The 15,854-nt window shown below is 60.5% G+C and carries 19 protein-coding genes; 5 read left to right on the forward strand and 14 right to left on the reverse strand.

All coding sequences use genetic code 11. The features are described 5' to 3' along the window. Window positions 1-351 precede the first annotated feature (351 nt). On the reverse strand, window positions 352-1,284 hold the full coding sequence (locus tag FFM53_RS29490) for an NAD(P)/FAD-dependent oxidoreductase (RefSeq protein ID WP_138390524.1): 933 nt from the start codon (window positions 1,282-1,284) through the stop codon (window positions 352-354). 352 nt (window positions 1,285-1,636) lie between these two features. Between FFM53_RS29490 and FFM53_RS29495 the strand changes: the two genes are divergently transcribed. The 3 genes from FFM53_RS29495 to FFM53_RS36625 all read left to right on the forward strand — a co-directional run bounded on the left by FFM53_RS29495 (window position 1,637) and on the right by FFM53_RS36625 (window position 3,504). Beyond that, window positions 1,637-1,972: a helix-turn-helix domain-containing protein gene (locus FFM53_RS29495; RefSeq protein WP_138390487.1), complete on the forward strand. Its 336-nt coding sequence runs from the start codon at window positions 1,637-1,639 to the stop codon at window positions 1,970-1,972. Beyond that, window positions 1,965-3,212 (forward strand): type II toxin-antitoxin system HipA family toxin, encoded by a 1,248-nt coding sequence (locus FFM53_RS29500; RefSeq protein ID WP_138390486.1) that lies wholly within the window; start codon window positions 1,965-1,967, stop codon window positions 3,210-3,212. The genes FFM53_RS29495 and FFM53_RS29500 overlap by 8 nt, the downstream gene beginning before the upstream one ends. Before the next feature lie 91 nt (window positions 3,213-3,303). Beyond that, on the forward strand, window positions 3,304-3,504 hold the full coding sequence (locus FFM53_RS36625) for a hypothetical protein (protein WP_246413274.1): 201 nt from the start codon (window positions 3,304-3,306) through the stop codon (window positions 3,502-3,504). A 127-nt stretch (window positions 3,505-3,631) separates the two neighbouring features. Here FFM53_RS36625 and virB11 read toward each other — a convergent pair whose 3' ends face one another. Genes virB11 through FFM53_RS29570 form a run of 13 tightly spaced genes read right to left on the reverse strand, consistent with a single transcriptional unit; the run spans window position 3,632 to window position 13,736 of the window. Further along, window positions 3,632-4,627, reverse strand: coding sequence for a P-type DNA transfer ATPase VirB11 (gene virB11, locus FFM53_RS29510; protein ID WP_138390485.1), 996 nt, complete (start codon window positions 4,625-4,627; stop codon window positions 3,632-3,634). 7 nt (window positions 4,628-4,634) lie between these two features. Then, window positions 4,635-5,810: a type IV secretion system protein VirB10 gene (virB10, locus tag FFM53_RS29515; protein WP_138390484.1), complete on the reverse strand. Its 1,176-nt coding sequence runs from the start codon at window positions 5,808-5,810 to the stop codon at window positions 4,635-4,637. Window positions 5,811-5,819: 9 nt separating this feature from the next. Continuing rightward, window positions 5,820-6,677, reverse strand: coding sequence for a P-type conjugative transfer protein VirB9 (gene virB9, locus FFM53_RS29520; RefSeq protein WP_138390483.1), 858 nt, complete (start codon window positions 6,675-6,677; stop codon window positions 5,820-5,822). Continuing rightward, window positions 6,674-7,345 carry a VirB8 family type IV secretion system protein gene (locus tag FFM53_RS29525; RefSeq protein WP_138390482.1) on the reverse strand — a complete coding sequence of 224 codons (672 nt, stop codon included), beginning with the start codon at window positions 7,343-7,345 and terminating at the stop codon, window positions 6,674-6,676. Before FFM53_RS29525 ends, virB9 begins: the two co-directional genes overlap by 4 nt. Before the next feature lies 1 nt (window position 7,346). After that, the gene (locus tag FFM53_RS29530) at window positions 7,347-7,628 is read right to left on the reverse strand and encodes a hypothetical protein (protein WP_138390481.1); all 282 of its coding nucleotides are present in this window, start codon (window positions 7,626-7,628) and stop codon (window positions 7,347-7,349) included. Between the two features lie 51 nt (window positions 7,629-7,679). Continuing rightward, window positions 7,680-8,600, reverse strand: coding sequence for a TrbL/VirB6 family protein (locus FFM53_RS29535; RefSeq protein ID WP_138390480.1), 921 nt, complete (start codon window positions 8,598-8,600; stop codon window positions 7,680-7,682). A gap of 3 nt (window positions 8,601-8,603) precedes the next feature. Beyond that, window positions 8,604-8,837: an EexN family lipoprotein gene (locus tag FFM53_RS29540; protein WP_138390479.1), complete on the reverse strand. Its 234-nt coding sequence runs from the start codon at window positions 8,835-8,837 to the stop codon at window positions 8,604-8,606. Continuing rightward, window positions 8,834-9,532 carry a P-type DNA transfer protein VirB5 gene (virB5, locus tag FFM53_RS29545; RefSeq protein ID WP_138390478.1) on the reverse strand — a complete coding sequence of 233 codons (699 nt, stop codon included), beginning with the start codon at window positions 9,530-9,532 and terminating at the stop codon, window positions 8,834-8,836. Before virB5 ends, FFM53_RS29540 begins: the two co-directional genes overlap by 4 nt. After that, the gene (locus FFM53_RS29550) at window positions 9,532-11,898 is read right to left on the reverse strand and encodes a VirB4 family type IV secretion/conjugal transfer ATPase (RefSeq protein ID WP_138390477.1); all 2,367 of its coding nucleotides are present in this window, start codon (window positions 11,896-11,898) and stop codon (window positions 9,532-9,534) included. The genes virB5 and FFM53_RS29550 overlap by 1 nt, the downstream gene beginning before the upstream one ends. Beyond that, window positions 11,891-12,229 (reverse strand): VirB3 family type IV secretion system protein, encoded by a 339-nt coding sequence (locus tag FFM53_RS29555; RefSeq protein WP_138390476.1) that lies wholly within the window; start codon window positions 12,227-12,229, stop codon window positions 11,891-11,893. Before FFM53_RS29555 ends, FFM53_RS29550 begins: the two co-directional genes overlap by 8 nt. A gap of 5 nt (window positions 12,230-12,234) precedes the next feature. Further along, window positions 12,235-12,534 (reverse strand): TrbC/VirB2 family protein, encoded by a 300-nt coding sequence (locus FFM53_RS29560; protein WP_138390475.1) that lies wholly within the window; start codon window positions 12,532-12,534, stop codon window positions 12,235-12,237. After that, window positions 12,531-13,193, reverse strand: a complete 663-nt coding sequence (locus tag FFM53_RS29565; RefSeq protein WP_138390474.1) for a lysozyme family protein — start codon at window positions 13,191-13,193, stop codon at window positions 12,531-12,533. Before FFM53_RS29565 ends, FFM53_RS29560 begins: the two co-directional genes overlap by 4 nt. 3 nt (window positions 13,194-13,196) lie before the next feature. Next, the gene (locus FFM53_RS29570; protein WP_138390473.1) at window positions 13,197-13,736 is read right to left on the reverse strand and encodes a hypothetical protein; all 540 of its coding nucleotides are present in this window, start codon (window positions 13,734-13,736) and stop codon (window positions 13,197-13,199) included. A 91-nt stretch (window positions 13,737-13,827) separates the two neighbouring features. Between FFM53_RS29570 and FFM53_RS29575 the strand changes: the two genes are divergently transcribed. Together FFM53_RS29575 and FFM53_RS29580 are read left to right on the forward strand one after the other, a co-directional pair. Next, window positions 13,828-14,181: a MarR family transcriptional regulator gene (locus FFM53_RS29575; RefSeq protein ID WP_131718345.1), complete on the forward strand. Its 354-nt coding sequence runs from the start codon at window positions 13,828-13,830 to the stop codon at window positions 14,179-14,181. 485 nt (window positions 14,182-14,666) lie between these two features. Beyond that, on the forward strand, window positions 14,667-15,839 hold the full coding sequence (locus tag FFM53_RS29580) for a glycosyltransferase (protein ID WP_173883692.1): 1,173 nt from the start codon (window positions 14,667-14,669) through the stop codon (window positions 15,837-15,839). Window positions 15,840-15,854 lie beyond the last annotated feature (15 nt).

A 15,854-nucleotide genomic window follows, 5' to 3' on the forward strand; every position in this document is an offset into this window, starting at 1 on the left:
CTGCGATAGACGCAAGGTCATTCGCGCCAACAATGTCGTTTCCGATGCGGGGGAGTATGGTCGCCTACCTTCTTGAGCCCGTGGCGGTAGACGCTCGGAGGAAACGGCAGCTGATGATCTTTGCTGGCTGTCGCTCGGTTAAAACCACCCTGGATCTGGACGGAGCCTGAAGCGGTGGAGCTTGCGGATCGCTGCAACCGTCTGCCATCGTCGTGCCCATTGATCCATTCGTGGTCGGCGAGGATGTTTGAGCAAGGAGGTCGAAAGTCTGCCTTTGTTGCAGCTTAATCGGCGACGCCAGCTATACTCTTTTACGTGCCCGCAACATGCGCACGAGCCGCGAAATTAAGGTCAACAGCGCACCAGGGCTGCTTGCTCGCCAAGGTCGTTGCGGATGGTCGTAGCAGCAACCCCTGCCTGCCCCATGGCATGGCTGATCTGGTCAAGGCCGGCGACCACGTCTCCTGCGGCGTAAAATCCTGGAACCGTGGTCCTCTGGTGACCATCGACGCTAACACATCCTTCGTCTGAGAGCCTTGCTCCAAGACGTGATGCCAGGTGCGAACAGCTGTCGGATCCAAGAGCCGGATATATGGACGCGAATGAATAGGTTTCCGTTGGTGTTGTGACGCGGATCATATCATTGTCCAGATCGGTCGAGGTTACGGGGCCGACCTCCACTCTTATTCCGAGGTGGGTCAAGGACGACGTCTCGATTTCGGACAGATCATGGACGCCCTCAGGCGATATCAGCGCGAGATCCTTCGTGTAACTTCGAAGGAAAACGGCCTCCTTGAACCCCTTCGTTCCAGTTCCGATTACACCGAGGGGCTTGTCCGTTACCTCAAAACCGTCACAGACGGGACAGTAGCGCAGAAGGCCACGAGCCACGGCTTCATCATGGGTTGCCTGTGGCATCGCAGGCCGTCGGTTGACGACACCGGTAGCCAAGAGTACGGCCCGAGAGCGGATGCTGCCGCTCTCGAATTCTGCCACGAACAGGTTGTCGACTTTATGAAGCGTCGTGATCCTGCGGCGTCGAATGGCTGCCCCGTAGAGCTGAGCCTGGGCGTTCATTCTCGCCAGCAGCTCAGTGCCGCTGATGCCGTCCGGGAATCCGGCGTGGTTGTGCGACATAGGGATGGTGGAAGCGCGGCTGGAGTTATCGTGGAAGACCGCCACGGAAAGATGGTAGCGCGCCAGGTAAATCGCCGCGGTCAGGCCAGCCGGACCACCCCCGATGACAACGCAGTCGTACACTTTCTCTTCAAATGCGTTCGTCATCATGCCATTCCGTATCCTGTTGGCCCCAACCGGGATTGCACCAGTGTGGGCGACATGGCCAACCTCGGCAAACGGTAATGGTTCCATTGTCCGGTAACCCAACTCACCATGTCCTTGACATCCATGCGATGCGGTCAAAAGTTGCCGGGGCTCTTGGGGTCCACCAAATTCGGATGGCCTCCCGCCTTCCAAGATCAAGGCTATCGGCTAGAGCTCAGATCCCCCGGCGGACGGACCACAAGGCTGGGTAGCAGTGAGCGACGCCCGACATAGGTTCAATAAACGCCTCCCTCTGGAATAATTGTAAGCTTCGTGATACATATCCCTCAAATCTGTAGTGCGAAGGTGGCAAATGCCAACACCTCATAATCCTCCGGCCGCTGTGCGGCGCGCGCTGCGCAAACTGGGCGCAGACATTCGCGACGCTCGTCGACGTCGCCGCCTGCCTATGGCTGTAGTGGCCGAACGCGCCTTTACCTCACGCTCAACGCTTCAGAAGATCGAAGCCGGAGACACCAATGTCAGCATCGGCATCTATGCAGGTGTTCTACAGGCACTCGGTTTGCTAGAGGGACTGAGCCAAGTCGCCGACATCAGTAACGACCGCGTCGGTCAGTCGCTCGCCAGTGCGGAACTACCTAAGCACGCGCACCCGAAACGATCGCCGGGATCGTCGCGTAATGGCTGATTTCGAAGTTCATCTCGACCTGCACGGCCTCGCACGTCCGATCGGACTGGCCCGGAGCAATCGCGTGCGCGGTGCCGAGACGATCATGTTCGAGTATCACCGGGCCTGGCTTGAGGACCCCGACCGCTTCTCGCTAGAGCCCGCGCTAGCCCTGACCCGGGGCGCTTTCGCGCCACCCGCCGGCCTGGCAACCTTTGGCTCCATTGGCGACTCTGCACCAGATACCTGGGGCCGACGCCTCATGCAACGCTCGGAGCGCCGTACGGCTGAGCGCGATGGCCGGGCCGTTCGCACACTGGCCGAAAGCGATTATCTGTTTGGCGTCGCGGACGAGACACGACTCGGCGCGCTCCGCTTTCGCGGGGTTGGCGAGGAGCAGTTCCAAGCGCCGATCCGAGCCGGTGTTCCCGCCCTCATCGAGCTCGGCCGCCTGCTGCAGATCACTGAACGTATTCTGCGCGATGAGGAAACCGACGAAGACCTCCAACTTATCCTCGCGCCTGGTTCGTCGCTTGGTGGAGCGCGCCCGAAGGCCTCTGTCATCGATCAGCATGGCCATCTCTCGATTGCCAAGTTTCCCAAGGAAACCGACGACTACAGCATGGAGACATGGGAGGAGATTGCTCTGCGACTGGCTGAACAAGCCGGCATTGTCACGCCCATCCACGAACTCATCGACGTCGCCGGCAAGAAGGTCATGCTCTCGCGTCGCTTCGACCGCGATGGTGCCGTCCGGATCCCCTTCTTGTCTGCCATGGCGATGGTGGGCGCAAAGGACGGCGAACGCGGCAGCTACCCGGAGATCGTAGACGCCCTGGCCGAACACGGCGCGCAGGGAAGAACCGATGCCCACGCGCTTTATCGCCGCGTGGCCTTCAATGTGCTGATTTCCAACGTCGACGACCACTTGCGAAATCACGGCTTTCTGTGGCTCGGCAAAGCCGGTTGGTCGTTGTCACCTGCCTATGACCTCAATCCAGTGCCTACCGACGTCAAAGCGCGCGTCCTGACGACCAACATCGATCTTGATGACGGCACCTGCTCGCTTGATCTGCTGGAAGAAGCTGCCGGGTTCTTCGCCCTCACGGTCACCCAGGCTCGCGCGATCATCAAGGAAGTCGCGACCTCGACCGCGACGTGGCGCGAGACCGCAAAAGCGGTCGGTGCGCGGTCGGCCGAGATCAACCGTATGGCCAGTGCGTTCGAGCACGATGATTTTAAGCGAGCGCTAGCCCTCTGATGAGAACCCTCCTCCACAGTTTCGATCCGCCCGCCAGCCCGATCACCGGCGCGACCGTCGCATTCGCGAAGTTCAGACGCCGGTGCCGCGTATGGCCCATGGTCTATCCTCGACGCGCTCCTATGCTCTCCGTCCGGTGTTGGGAAAGCCCTCCATCTCGCGCGAACCGCTCGGCCAGGCCCAAGAGGTGAAGGTCGCTCTATCGGGGCTATTCGGCCGCTTCGTCGCGCGCACCCATTTAGAGCGCTACTTCAACCTCTCGATCTTTGCGCATCTCGGCAGTCAGACCTAGATCTGGATCGGCGAGGAAGGTCAAAGTCACCCGTCTATCGCGAGGAGATCTACCGGATTGGATTGCCTGTGCGCCGGATTTGTCGTCGCTCACCGTCGCTGGAGCCACACCGAGCTGGCAAACGCCTTCAGGCGGCGGCACGATAGTAGATTTCAGTCACCCGAAACCGACCATCGATGCGTTTGCACTGGACGATGACGTCGATGGCGATCTTCAGCATCTCGCGTATGTCGTCTCGTGCCAGGTCTCTCCCGCCTTCGGATTCCTTAACCAGCAGTGTCAGCTGTTCGAATGCAAGCCTGGCCGAGTCGGCGTGCACGGTCGTGATCGAGCCTGGATGACCTGAGTTCACATTCCGAACGTAGTAGAACGCTGTGCCGTCGCGCAGCTCCTGCAGAAGAATCCGATCTGGTCGCATGCGAAGACAGGATTCGAGCAGATCCTTCGCCCCGACCTTCGCCAACCCTTGGCCGCCCTTGGAATAGAAGAGGCGGACATGGTTGGGTTGCGGGATGACGAGTTCGGGCGTGTCTTCGATCGAGATGATACGCTCGCTCGAGGGGATGTGGCGGATCAACGCTTTCGAAAGCGTCGTCTTGCCAGAGCCGGTCGCCCCGGAAATGATGATGTTTTTGCGCGCGTAGACGGCCTCTCGAAGGAATGCCTGGTATGACCCGGTTCGATGGAGGTCCAGGAGCCTACGGTCGATCGGAGAGATGTCCGCTTCTTCCCTTGCCACCTCGGCGAACAAGCCGCCTTGATCAAGATCGTTCAGGCTTAGCGACACCGACGACGGCTTTCTGATGGTGATGCTGACCGTTCCCTTTGTCGTCGCCGGCGGGATCACGATCTGAATCCGCTCGTCGCCCGGCAGGGTCGCCGAGAGGATGGGCCGGGTTTCGTCGATCGACTGGTTGGAATAGCTGGCGACAGCCCGCGCCAGACGCATCAGCTTGTCGAATGACAGCTCTGGCAGATCATGGATTTGCCACCCAGCCTTACCCTCGGTGACAACCTGGGTCGGCCAGTTGATGATGACCTCGTAAAGCGACTTGTCGCGGAGAAAAGGCGACAGCGGTGCCAGCAACTCGCGCACGACGCCAGAGTCAGCTCCCTCTGTCATAGCCGGGCTATTTCGTGACCAGGGTCGAGGCTTGACGGAAGTCGCCAAGAACCGCTCGATCGTAGATGCGGTTGCGGGGTTCTGTCACGCGAAGCCGATAGACGCTCGAGAAGTCGAGATCACGGGCCACGAAGATCGAAACCAGCTCTCCTTGATGCTTCAACAGTGTCGGCGTAATATTGATCGACTGCTCGACGGCGATGGTGGCGGCCTGCTTGCCGGCGCTCGTCGTGTTATCTGCCTCGATATCGCTATCCTGCAGCTGGCTGTTGGCGTAGGAGGTCGCGTCGCCGACGATCGACAAGAGGATCGCGCTCCCGAAACGCTCCCACCAATGGGTATCGACGTAGCCGTCGACACCGGCACGCCCAAGCGCATCGGTTGCCGGCGACGCCAGGGTGATGATCACCCCTTTCGGCGTCTTTGCCCGGTTCCAGAGCACAAACAGGCGCTTCTGACCGCGGCGAAGGCCGCCACGATATTCGCCGACGACCTGCGTGCCCTTCTCCATCAGCACGACCCGGCCGTTGTCCGACAGGACGTCGCGGTTGATGACACAGCTCGTGAATCCTGGTTGGTCGGAGGAGAGTGCTGTCTCCAGGACGCATGGAATGGAGGTGCCCATGGCAACAATGAAATCCCGATTGCCAAGCGTGCCGGCCCGCGAGCCCTGCAACTGTGTCGGCGTCAGCATGCGATTGAAGCGCTGGTCCTCGTTTTCCGCCTGGCCACCGAGACCGCCCTGATTGTTCCCGAGCGGAACGTAGGTCGAACGGGCATCCGTGCTGGCACCCTCGTCTCGAGGATGAGGCTGTGGAGAATTTTCTCCACCATAGGCGATGACCGGCGCGCGGCGGGCAGCGTCGAGAAGCTTCTCATCCTCGCCCGCCTGCTCGGGCATTCCGGGCGTCGGCAGGATCGTTTCCGGTGGCGTGGCGACCGGTTGGACCGGCTCCTTCGCCGGCTCGAAATCCGATGTCTGACGGATGACGACGCGCTCGGGCTGGGTGCCGTCGGCGGGCTTCTCCTGGCCGCGCATCGACCAGAGCGCAAAACCGACGAAGGCGACGATTGCCAGCGCCACCGCACCACGTTTTAGGGTCGGATTGCCGTCGAGCCCGCGGCCGGTCGTTATTTCCGCGCGCTCTCCGGGAATGTGGGTATTGTTATCTTCCTCGGCCATGACGTCCTCCTATTCTTCTGCGCCATCCTGCGTCTTGACGACGCGCTCGACAGAGGGTGAGGTCGTGTTCGTGTCGGGATTGATGCCGATACGATCATAGGCCTCGTTGAAGATGCACAGCACGTCGCCTCCCCTGCGCAGGATGAACTTGCGGCTGATCGCGTGCACCAGCACCAGGTTGTTGTCGACGGACTTCGGCACGAGGCTTTCGCTGCCGTCGGAGTTTTCCATGTAGATCGCCGGCATTTCCTGGTTGCCGGCAAAGGCAAAGGTGGTGACCTTGCCGTTGTCGTAGACCGCCTGCGGTTCAAGTGCCGCGGACCCTTGCGCCGAATAACGCCAGTTGCGTGGGCCATAGGCTTCGTGAAGAGCGAGAACCTTGTCCGCTTCGCCGGCTTGAGCTGCTTGCGCGCGAGCGGCGGTCTCCAGTCTCCGGCGTTCGGCCTCGTCCGTGGGATAGCGATACTTCACATAGAAGTAGGTGTTCTGCCCGGCCTCCACGGTGCCATCTCGAACCGTCAGCTCCATCTGGTAGCTGCGTGTCGATCCGTCCCGCCTGGTCGTGACGACCGAGATGTTGGTCACCGGCTGGTTTTCGCGGGGCTTCAGGAACAGGATGTTGCCGGCGGGCGCCACTTCCCATGCGACGCTATTGCCGAGCGCCACATGGGCGATTTCCTCGTCGGCGGCAAACTCTATCTGCACCGAGGACCGCAAGGTGCCGACGATCTTCGTGATGTTATAGGGCTGGTAGTCGATGAAACGGACGCGGCTATCCTGCGATGCGCCGCGCGGGACTTCGAGCGCCAGCGCCGTCGTGGACAGACTGGCGACCATGGTCAGGGCGATCAGGAAACTTGGCTTCAATTGATGGCCTCCGGATCGGCGCGATATTCGCTGACGGCAAAACCCAGCGGATTGGTCAGCCGGTCGGTCGAGGACATCGGGGCGTTGACATAAGAGAAGGTGAGCGTCGCGACCCAATGGGTGGTCCTGACATCGTCACCGCGGGTGACGGTTCTGATAAGGCGCACCGAGGCCACATTGGCGTTGATCAGCGAGATCGAGACGACGTTGATGCGTGACGTCGCGCCGCGCCCATAGATATTCTGCGGCGAGTCCGGATTTCCGCCTCGATAGATCGCCGCAAAGCGCGTCTGTTCCGGCTGGGTCGAGAGCAGAGCGACCGTTCGAAAATTCTCCTCGGCCTCGCTCCAGACATAGGCTTCCCGCGCACGCACATACTTGGCCGCAAAATACTTGGTCACCGCCTCGTCATAGCTGCCGGCGGTCGAGGTCAGCGCTGAGACGACGTCGACGATGCCGGTCGCATTGTCGACCCGAACGACGAAAGGCTCGACCGTCTTCAAAGGCGTGAGGCCGGCGACCGCGACCATCGAGGTGGCGGCAAGCACGCTCGCGGCGGTCGCGATCGACCAGGCGATGCGCGCCGACCGCTCCATCTGGATCAACCGATCCTGATCGAAGCGGCGCGCCTTGTCGAAATAGCTCTTCAGACTGTCCGTACTCACCATCTCACCCCTCCTCGCACGGCCGATAGGAACCCGCGGCATCGAAATGCGCGAAGGCGGCGGGCTTCTCCGTCAGCGGCTCTTCGCCATAGGAAGACACCTGGCCGGCCGCCGTCGCCGGGACTGCGTCATTGCCGCTTTGCTTGGCCTTGTTGCCCTCAACCTGCCACATGGCGCGGTTGAGCGGCCGGCGCGAATAGCCGTCGCATTTGGGCAAAGGGTGGGACCTCGATGCGCAGCCAGTGAGCTCCAGCGCAAGGAGGAGGGAGACGATAATGCGGATCATTGGAATGCAAACCTCTGAAACGTTTTCGTGGAGAAGTCGTCATTAAGTCCCTCAAGATCTGAGGCGGCGGCCGACGAAACGGGCGCCTCGTCCGACCGCTCTGGTACTATGCGAGGCGGCCCAGGCGAGCGTACTTTCGTGGGCATCTCGGCCGGCACCGTAGCCGTAGGTCAGCGACGCCCCGCCCGCCGCGAGCGCGGAGGCAATGCCGGGCAGCTGGTAGAAGACGTAGAGGGCGGCGAGGCAGATGGCGCAAAGGGCGACCGGGCGCATCATGACATCGGAATAGCTTTCGATCGCCGTGAAGGTCGTGTCGATGCAGCTGATCAGCAGTGAACCGATCGCGACAACCAGGACCTGGAGAATGACGAAATTGGCGAGCTGGCCGATCCAGGATTCGGTAAAACGACGGGTGGACTGGAACATCGCAAGCGCGACGAAGATCGGGCCGATCGCCAGCACGATGGCGAGCGCCAACCGTGCATAGAGCGAGACGATATAGCCGATCGCCGCCACGGTGAAGCTCGCGCCGATTGCCATCATCCCGCCGATGCCGGTGACAATGTCGGCGGGCCAGGTCGCCCGCGCCCAGATTTCCTGGGCGCATTTCTGGCCCTTGTCGAGCAAGCTGTCGAAGGTGGACGCGCTGGGTGCCGTCCCCGAGTTCAGCGCCTGGGAGATCTCGCGCGGCAGCGTCTCGAAGAAGATGTTGGTGACGTAGGTCTGATATTCGCTGGCGTTGCGCACCAGCATGACGATGATCGAAAGCTTCATCGCCCGGAAGGCGAATTCGAGAATCGGCTCCTGGACCGAGCCCCGCAGGACAAGGTAGCCATAGAGCACGACGTAGAGCGTCAGCGCCGCGGTGAGCGGGCCGCTGATCCAGCTGGCGATGTTCGTGGTGCCCGACGAGATGAAATTTTCCAGCGGCGCTTTGAACTGGCCGTCGACGAAGCTGAAGACCTGGTACATCGCTCAGCCTCCTGGCGATTTACGCGGAAGCTGAAGCCGGACCCTCCAGTCCGCCGCCTCGGCGTTTTGACAATTGGGCGTCTGACGCAAGGCACCGGGATTGTTGCGGCATTCACTAATGGTCTTTGCCAGCAAAGCCTCATCGGCCATGAGCTCGTCGACGGTGTAGATCCTGTCTTCCTGACCGAAGCAGCCAGAAAGGGTGAGCATGACGATGCCAAGCAGGAGATGTTTCATTTGAGCGCCTCTCCCATGGCATCGAGGCGCTTGCGCCAATCCTCGGCCTTGCGCTGGTCGTCGACCTGAACCTGTGCCTGTTGGACCATTTGGAGAGCCTGCATGCGCAGCACATCGGTTTGCAGGAAGGCGGTTTCGGCCTGCAGCCGTGCCTGAAGATCGGCGATGTCCTTGGCATCCGCGGCACTGGAGATCTGTTGGCGCAGCTGATCGATGCCGTCGATGCGCCTGGTGGCGGCATCGTAGATCTGCTGGCCGAGGCTCATCTGGCCGGCATTCTGGTTCTGGGCGCGGGCCAATTCCTGCGCATAGAAATCATTGGCGTTGGTGCGATAGGTGGAACTCTCATTAAGGAATTTGGAAGCGGAATTGCCGAAGACACCGGTGCCAGATCCTTTGAACAGCCCTTCGATGGCATTGAAGTCCTGCGGCAACGCCTTGCGGATCGAAGGGTCGTTCAGCAGACCGGCGACATCGGCCATGTTGGTGACCTTGTTCAGCGATGCGTAAAGCTGTTGCGCCTGCTGAAGCTGTTGATTGAGCGTGTCGAGCTGGGATTTCAGCTGGGTGATGCTCTCGATCTGCTTGGCGATCGCCGTTTCATCGATCACCGGAATGCCCTGTGCCGATGCCGTTCCAACCGGTAGCAGTGCAGCCATCATCACCATAGTGAATTTCATTCCGACCCTTTGCATCAATCCGTCCTCCTTCTTTGCTGAAATACCGGCAGCCAGTCTTCGGGCCGGTCGCCGACCTCCGCGCGAATCGCCTCGGCGAGTTCGACGTTGGCGGTCCGGCCGGACAGGATGTCGAGCTCGTCATCGAAACCCCTGAGGTTCAATTCTGCGACGACGCTGTTGTGACCCTGTTTGACGATGAAGCGGCGGCTCTCGACCGAAAGCTCGCGGGAGAGAAGCACGAACTCGCGCTCCGTCAATTTGAACCCGTCGACGTAATCGGCACGGTCGCCGCGCGGATTGGGAAGGAAGATCTGCGTCGGGCACTGCTCGATGATCGTGTGGGCGATCGGCGAGACGATGGCATCGCGCGGGCTTTGGGTCGCGAATAACATCAGCCCATTCTGTTTGCGGATGGTCTTCAGCTTGTTCTGGGCGAGATCGCGAAAGCCTTCGTCCTGCAGGGCCTTCCAGAACTCGTCGACGACGATGATGATGCGGCGGCCGTCGATCAGCTGCTCGATGCGAAAGAACAGATAGGCCATCAGCGGAGTGCGGACCTCCTCATTGTCGAGGAAGTCGGTCATGTCGTAGCCGATGAATTTGGCGCCGATCCCGATGTCGTCGGTCTCGTTGTCGAACACCCAACCGAGCGGCCCTCCCCTCTCCCATCGCCTCAGCCGCGAAGCGATGCCCTCGGGATCGGTGTTGTTGAGGAAAGTGCGCAAGGCGCCGATCGAGCGCCTGTCGACCGGCAGGTCCGCCAGGCCGTCGATGGCCGAGGCGATGTCGCGCAACTCCAAGACCGACAACTCGCGCTTGGCCGACCCGACCAACTGGCCGACCCAGCGGGCGAGGAACACCTTGTTCTTGGGGGTGAGTTCAAGCGCCTTCAACGGGGCGCAACCGGTGGCAATACCGTTTCGAAGCGGCAGGTAAGTGCCGCCCACGGCCCGGACGAACAGGTCGGCTCCGCGATCCTTATCAAAGAAGACCATGTGGGGATCATGTTTTTCGAGTTGGGAGAGCATGAAGTTGAGGAGCACCGTCTTGCCGGCGCCCGACGGACCGCAGACGAATGTGTTGCCAAGGTCGCTGTGATGGAAATTGAAATAGAAGGGCGAGCCGGAGGCAGTCTTCAGCATGGCGACGGCCGGTCCCCATTCATTGCCGTCCTTCCTGCCTGTCGGATAGGAATGATAGGGGGCGAGCGCCGCGAAATTTCGCGACGTGATGGCACCCGATCTCGCGCGATAGCGGAAATTGCCGGGCAACTGCCCCCACCAGGCCGCCTCCAGCCCAAGATCCTCGCGAGCGACGACCGCGCCACCGTTAGTGAGATACGCCCGTGCTTTGGCCATATGGTCGGTGAGTTCCTTCACCGAAGGCGCAAAGACCGACAGCGCCAGATGGTGCTCTCCAAGCACAAACCGGTTCGACTCCAGATCGTCCATGGCATCGCCGAGCTCGTCGATCTGCGACGCCGCCTTGTCGCCGGCGCTCACCATCTGGTTCTGTTTGCGCCCCATGATCGTGCGCGCATCGGCTTTCGAGACGAAGGCGAAAGACTGCGTCAGGATGAGTTCGAACGGCGCCGTCAGGATGCCATCGAGCATGCCGCTGCGGGTGGTCGCCGGATATTCCTTGAACCCGAATAGGCCGGCGTAACGGCTGTCGGCCTCATGACGGATCTCGATGGTCTCCCGTCCGAAGATCACCCGATCCGAATAGATCGCCGAGGATATCCTGCCCTCCGTCAAGGGAACGCGCTCCCGCCGGCCGCCGACGATCTGATGCAGGACCTCGCTCGGTTCGGAGAACAGGATGCCGTCCTGCTCGTAGACGGAAAGCACACGGGGCTCGAAGCGTCTCAGGCCCGCGGTCACGTCGGATACCTTGTCTTGCAGGTGCTTCAGGGCATCCTCGTCGACTTCGACGCCGGCACGGCGCGCCCTGCGCAGGCGCGAAAGAAGGTTGGCGGCCTTTTCGGCGGGATCCCTGCCCGGATGCCAGACAAGCGAGAGGTAAAGATCGTTTCGAAACAGATCCTCATCGATCATGCGTTGGCGGTAACTTGCATTCAGACCTTGCGAGAAGGGATTGGCGAACTCTCCATCCGGATAGTCGTTGTTGCGACGGCGAATGACATGTGTCCAGAGCGCCAGGCGCTCATCGGCGATGTTGCGGTAGAGTGTATTGAGATCACGGTGCAGGCCGTTGAGATCCAGGACATCGGCGGTTTCGAAAGATATGCCTTCGAGCGCGAGCATCACCATCAGCACCCTGGATTCGAGCGCAATCGTTGTCTCATCGACATGACGGACGTGCGGAATGAAGGTTTCGGGCCCGAGTTCGCGCGAGCGAAGCATTGCGATGCTAGACAAGGCTCAAATCCCTTTCGTCATAGCGCCGGATGAGCGTCAGGGGTGAGAGCGTGGCGCCGCCCCAATAGGCGGCGTTGCGCGACCGACCGCGGGTCTCGATCCAGGAGATCAGGATCCGGAACATGTTGTGGTCGTGCTTGACGAGCGTGCGGAATATGAAATGAAAGACGACACCGACAAGCGCATAGGCGATTGATCCCGCGGTGATGTAGAGGATCGTCGTCAGCATGACATTCACGCCCATCGCCTCCAACGTCACGCCGGCGATCATCGCCGGGCGGGTGCAGGCAAGGAACAGGGTATCTTCCTCGATAGCGGCAGCTGTCGGCATGTTGATCAGCTTCCAACGATCGTATTGACGAGTTCCGTCGCCCCGAAAATCCCGCCGATGCCGATGATCCAGAAACCGGCGCGGCGCAGATCCATGTAGCCGAACATCCAGGCAATGCAGATGATGATGACGGCGATGACAGCGAGCAGGCGGGCGATGTTGCCGGTCAGCATGTCGACGATGTTCTGCAGCACGGTTTCAACGCCGGCTGCTTGGGCGAATGCTGGCTCCACCAGGCAGGCGACGATGGCGGCGGCCATCAGGAGAGGGGCCCCCACAGGGCGAAGGTTTGCTTTTGAGATCATTCACTTTGCTCCGATCGTTCTTTCTGAAACACGAGAACCTGGGATGACCGCTGGGCGTTGAAGACGTCCCATGATGCGGCTTCACCGGATTGGGGAAGGAATTGCGCTGCCGGAGATATCTCCCTCGTGGCTGACGGCTCCGCGTGAGCGGCTTCTTCGCGCGGCTCGGCGATAGCGAGCGACGCCAGGTCGGAAGGCAGGCGGACCATTTCCTGGCGGACCTGCTCGTCATATTTGATCATCTCGCCGACGGACGGATCGTCACGCCCGTAGTAGGATTGAAGCATGACGTTTTCGGCTTGCACCGCATCGGCACCGGCGCGCAAGGCAAGGCGATAATAGCCGTCGAGAAGAGTAGCCGTGGCCTTGAGGTTCAGGCAGGGATCGAATGCATCCGAAATCGAAAGCTTGAGTTTGCGCAACTCGTCCAGGCCGATGCCGCCAAGACCGATCTGGACGTCCTGCCGATCGGCGACGAGGGAGGTCGCGAGTTCAATTGCCTCGGCCTTTGATGCGGGTTGGCGCTCAAGCGGTGCACCGCTGTTGATACGGATAGCGAATGGCTTGAAACCACTCTCGAGACTGATGACAGCGGCGAGCGTCCTGATTTCCACCATGGGCGCGCAGTTCTGGGCGAGATCCACAAAGGCGACGGCCATCGATCAGTACCAGACACGCTGGGTTGCCGTCCCGTCGATCGTGACGTCGATATAATGGGGCTGCGATCTGACGTTCGGGCGGGCCGTCGGATAGCCCATGCATTGGCGCCGTCCATCCAGCAGCTGCCAACGCGGGGACAGAACCGAACCGTTGCTGAAATTGTACCCGTCCCCAACACGAGGGCAGACTGCATCGCTCACCGGTTGGAGGGCTGTCGACACGCAGGTTGTTTCTTGCCCGCGCGGACCATAATCGCTTTCCAGCCGGTATCCGGTTTCGCAGTAATAAGGCTCATAGCCCGGGCGCGAAGTGTGGAAGGAAGCGCTGGTGCAGGTTGGGAACGAATGCCCCTCGGCAAGCTCGCGCCAGAGCTTCTCGATCGGCGGCCGGCATTCTGCAAATTGCGTCGGGCCTCCGGGGTTGGAGAGGCATAGGATAACCTCGCAACCCCAATCATTTGCTTGCGCCCTGCCAGGTGAAGTAGGGTAGGGTGGCAATATGCAGCAGACCGCCACGACTGAGTTGAGCAGAAGGTTTTTCATGAAGACGACCCTCCAAAGGACATCCCATTGTGGAAAAGGTGGTTTGCCTGTAGAACAACTTATACTGATTTATATAACACAGTAAAATAACATGACAAGAGCACTCACGACCCAATGGCGGAATCTGGCCTTCTCAGGTCTCATCCTGCACGAAATTCTCGATCATCCCCTGGAAGACGAGACGCCTCAGGCACGGCTGAAGCAGGTCGGCATGATGACGGTCCTCTACAGCATGAACCAGGCGCATCAGAAGCTAACCCTTTCCAGTATCATGGAAATTACAGCCCTGACACGCAGCGGCGTCAAGGAGACGGTCGATCTCCTGGTCAAACGGGGGATGCTGGACGAGACGATCGTGAAGAACTCGATGGGACGTGGAACGGCCCGTCAGTTCGAGATTTCAGAAGCGCTTCTGGAGAAACTGAGTTCTTTCGCAGCCGGATGACTGCGGTTTTAAGTGACGATTTTGGTTTGGTTGTCAGTTGCTCAGAAATTACCGCAACGCCTGCAGCTGCGAGAATTGGTTGACATCGCAAGGCCAGGGTCACGACATATAGGGTGAGGTGAGCGCCGGGCACGTTGGCGCTCGATTGTCATTCGCCGGCGACACAAGAAACCGCAATATCGCTGTGTTCACCATCCCTGTCGCGTCCGCCTGGTGCGGAGGCAACTCGCCAAAGAAGCGTCCCCATGACGCGCTGGGCTCCCAAGACAATGTGTATGTGGGCCGTCTAACCCGTTGGACACGACGGCCGTAACCGCAGCGACAAGAGAGCATTTGCTCTCGGCAGCAAAAGCCGGAACCATCGCCCACAACAACGAGATGCGTGGACCGCTCTGGCTCGAGCGCGGTGGAAGCGGTGCGACAAGGTGGGAACATTACGTGCGATCGCATGGTTCGGGCTGCAGACATCATGCCGCGGGACCTCCATGCCATTATTGCCAGCAGCGCCGAGAGCGCTACAACGAATAGTCATCATCAGCGACTTCCAGGACGGCGATGGCGAAAACGCAGAGCCTCGGACCCCGGCGTGGTTTCGCAAACAGTGGCTCGCAGGCAATCGGGGACCTCGTCCACAACCCGCCGATCGGGCCCCAGACCTTCAGGTGATCGGCGGCTATATCGAACGGCTGCCGCTTGCCGTTCTCAAAGCCGGCCTTGTGGACTGCGCCGAGGTCTGGACACATTGGCACGGCGCCACACCGCCGATTGAACGGCCTGGCGCCAACCCGTTTCTGATGCGCCGCGCATTCCAGGCAAACGGGTCCGAAGCGCCGTATTCTTCCAACGATATGCTCGGGCACATCGCGGCCTTCGGGCCGCCGTCGATCCTTTGTGTCTGGGGCCTCGGCGTGAGTGAAGACGTGTTGTTGGCATGCCGCGGCAGTTTCAAGATTTACAACTCGATCGACGCACCCGCCTTGCGCGTTCCCTTTGACGTGAGCCGGCATTTCGACCTCATTCTCACCGGCTCCGAATGGCAGTCCGAAGCGGTGCGCTCACGCCATCCGATGATACCGACGATCATCATGCCGATTGGACCCGAGTTCGCCTCAGAACTTACCTTCAGGCCGATCGACATACCGAAGACCTACGACGTGATCTATGTTGCTGCCGCGCAAGCCTATAAGCGGCACGACATCCTGTTTCACGCGCTTGCGAAGCTTCCGCGTTCGATACGCGCCCTTTGCGTCTGCGGCTACGGCGAGATGGTGGGCACATTGCGTCGCGAGGTCGGCGAACTCGGCATCCATGTCGACTTCATCGACCCGCCCGGCGTATCGTTTGAGGAGGTGAACAGGCTGATGAACCAAGCGCATATCGGCGTGGTCTGCGGCATCGATGACGGCGCACCAGCAATCCTGACGGAATATATGTTGGCGGGAATCCCCGTCCTTGCCAACAGCCAGTTGCGCTGCGGATTGCAATTTATCACGCCCGAGACGGGTCAAGTGGCCTCGCCCGAGAATTTTCACGAAGGCATTCGCGACATGCTGACCCGGCTCGATACGTTCAAGCCGCGCCAGGTCGTGCTGGCCAACTGGACGTGGCCGCACAGTTTGCGAAAGCTGAGGTCCTTCATTGGCGGGTCAGCCAGATAACGCCCTCCGGGAACA

The sequence above is a fragment of the Rhizobium indicum genome (genome assembly GCF_005862305.2).
Lineage (GTDB): Bacteria > Pseudomonadota > Alphaproteobacteria > Rhizobiales > Rhizobiaceae > Rhizobium > Rhizobium indicum.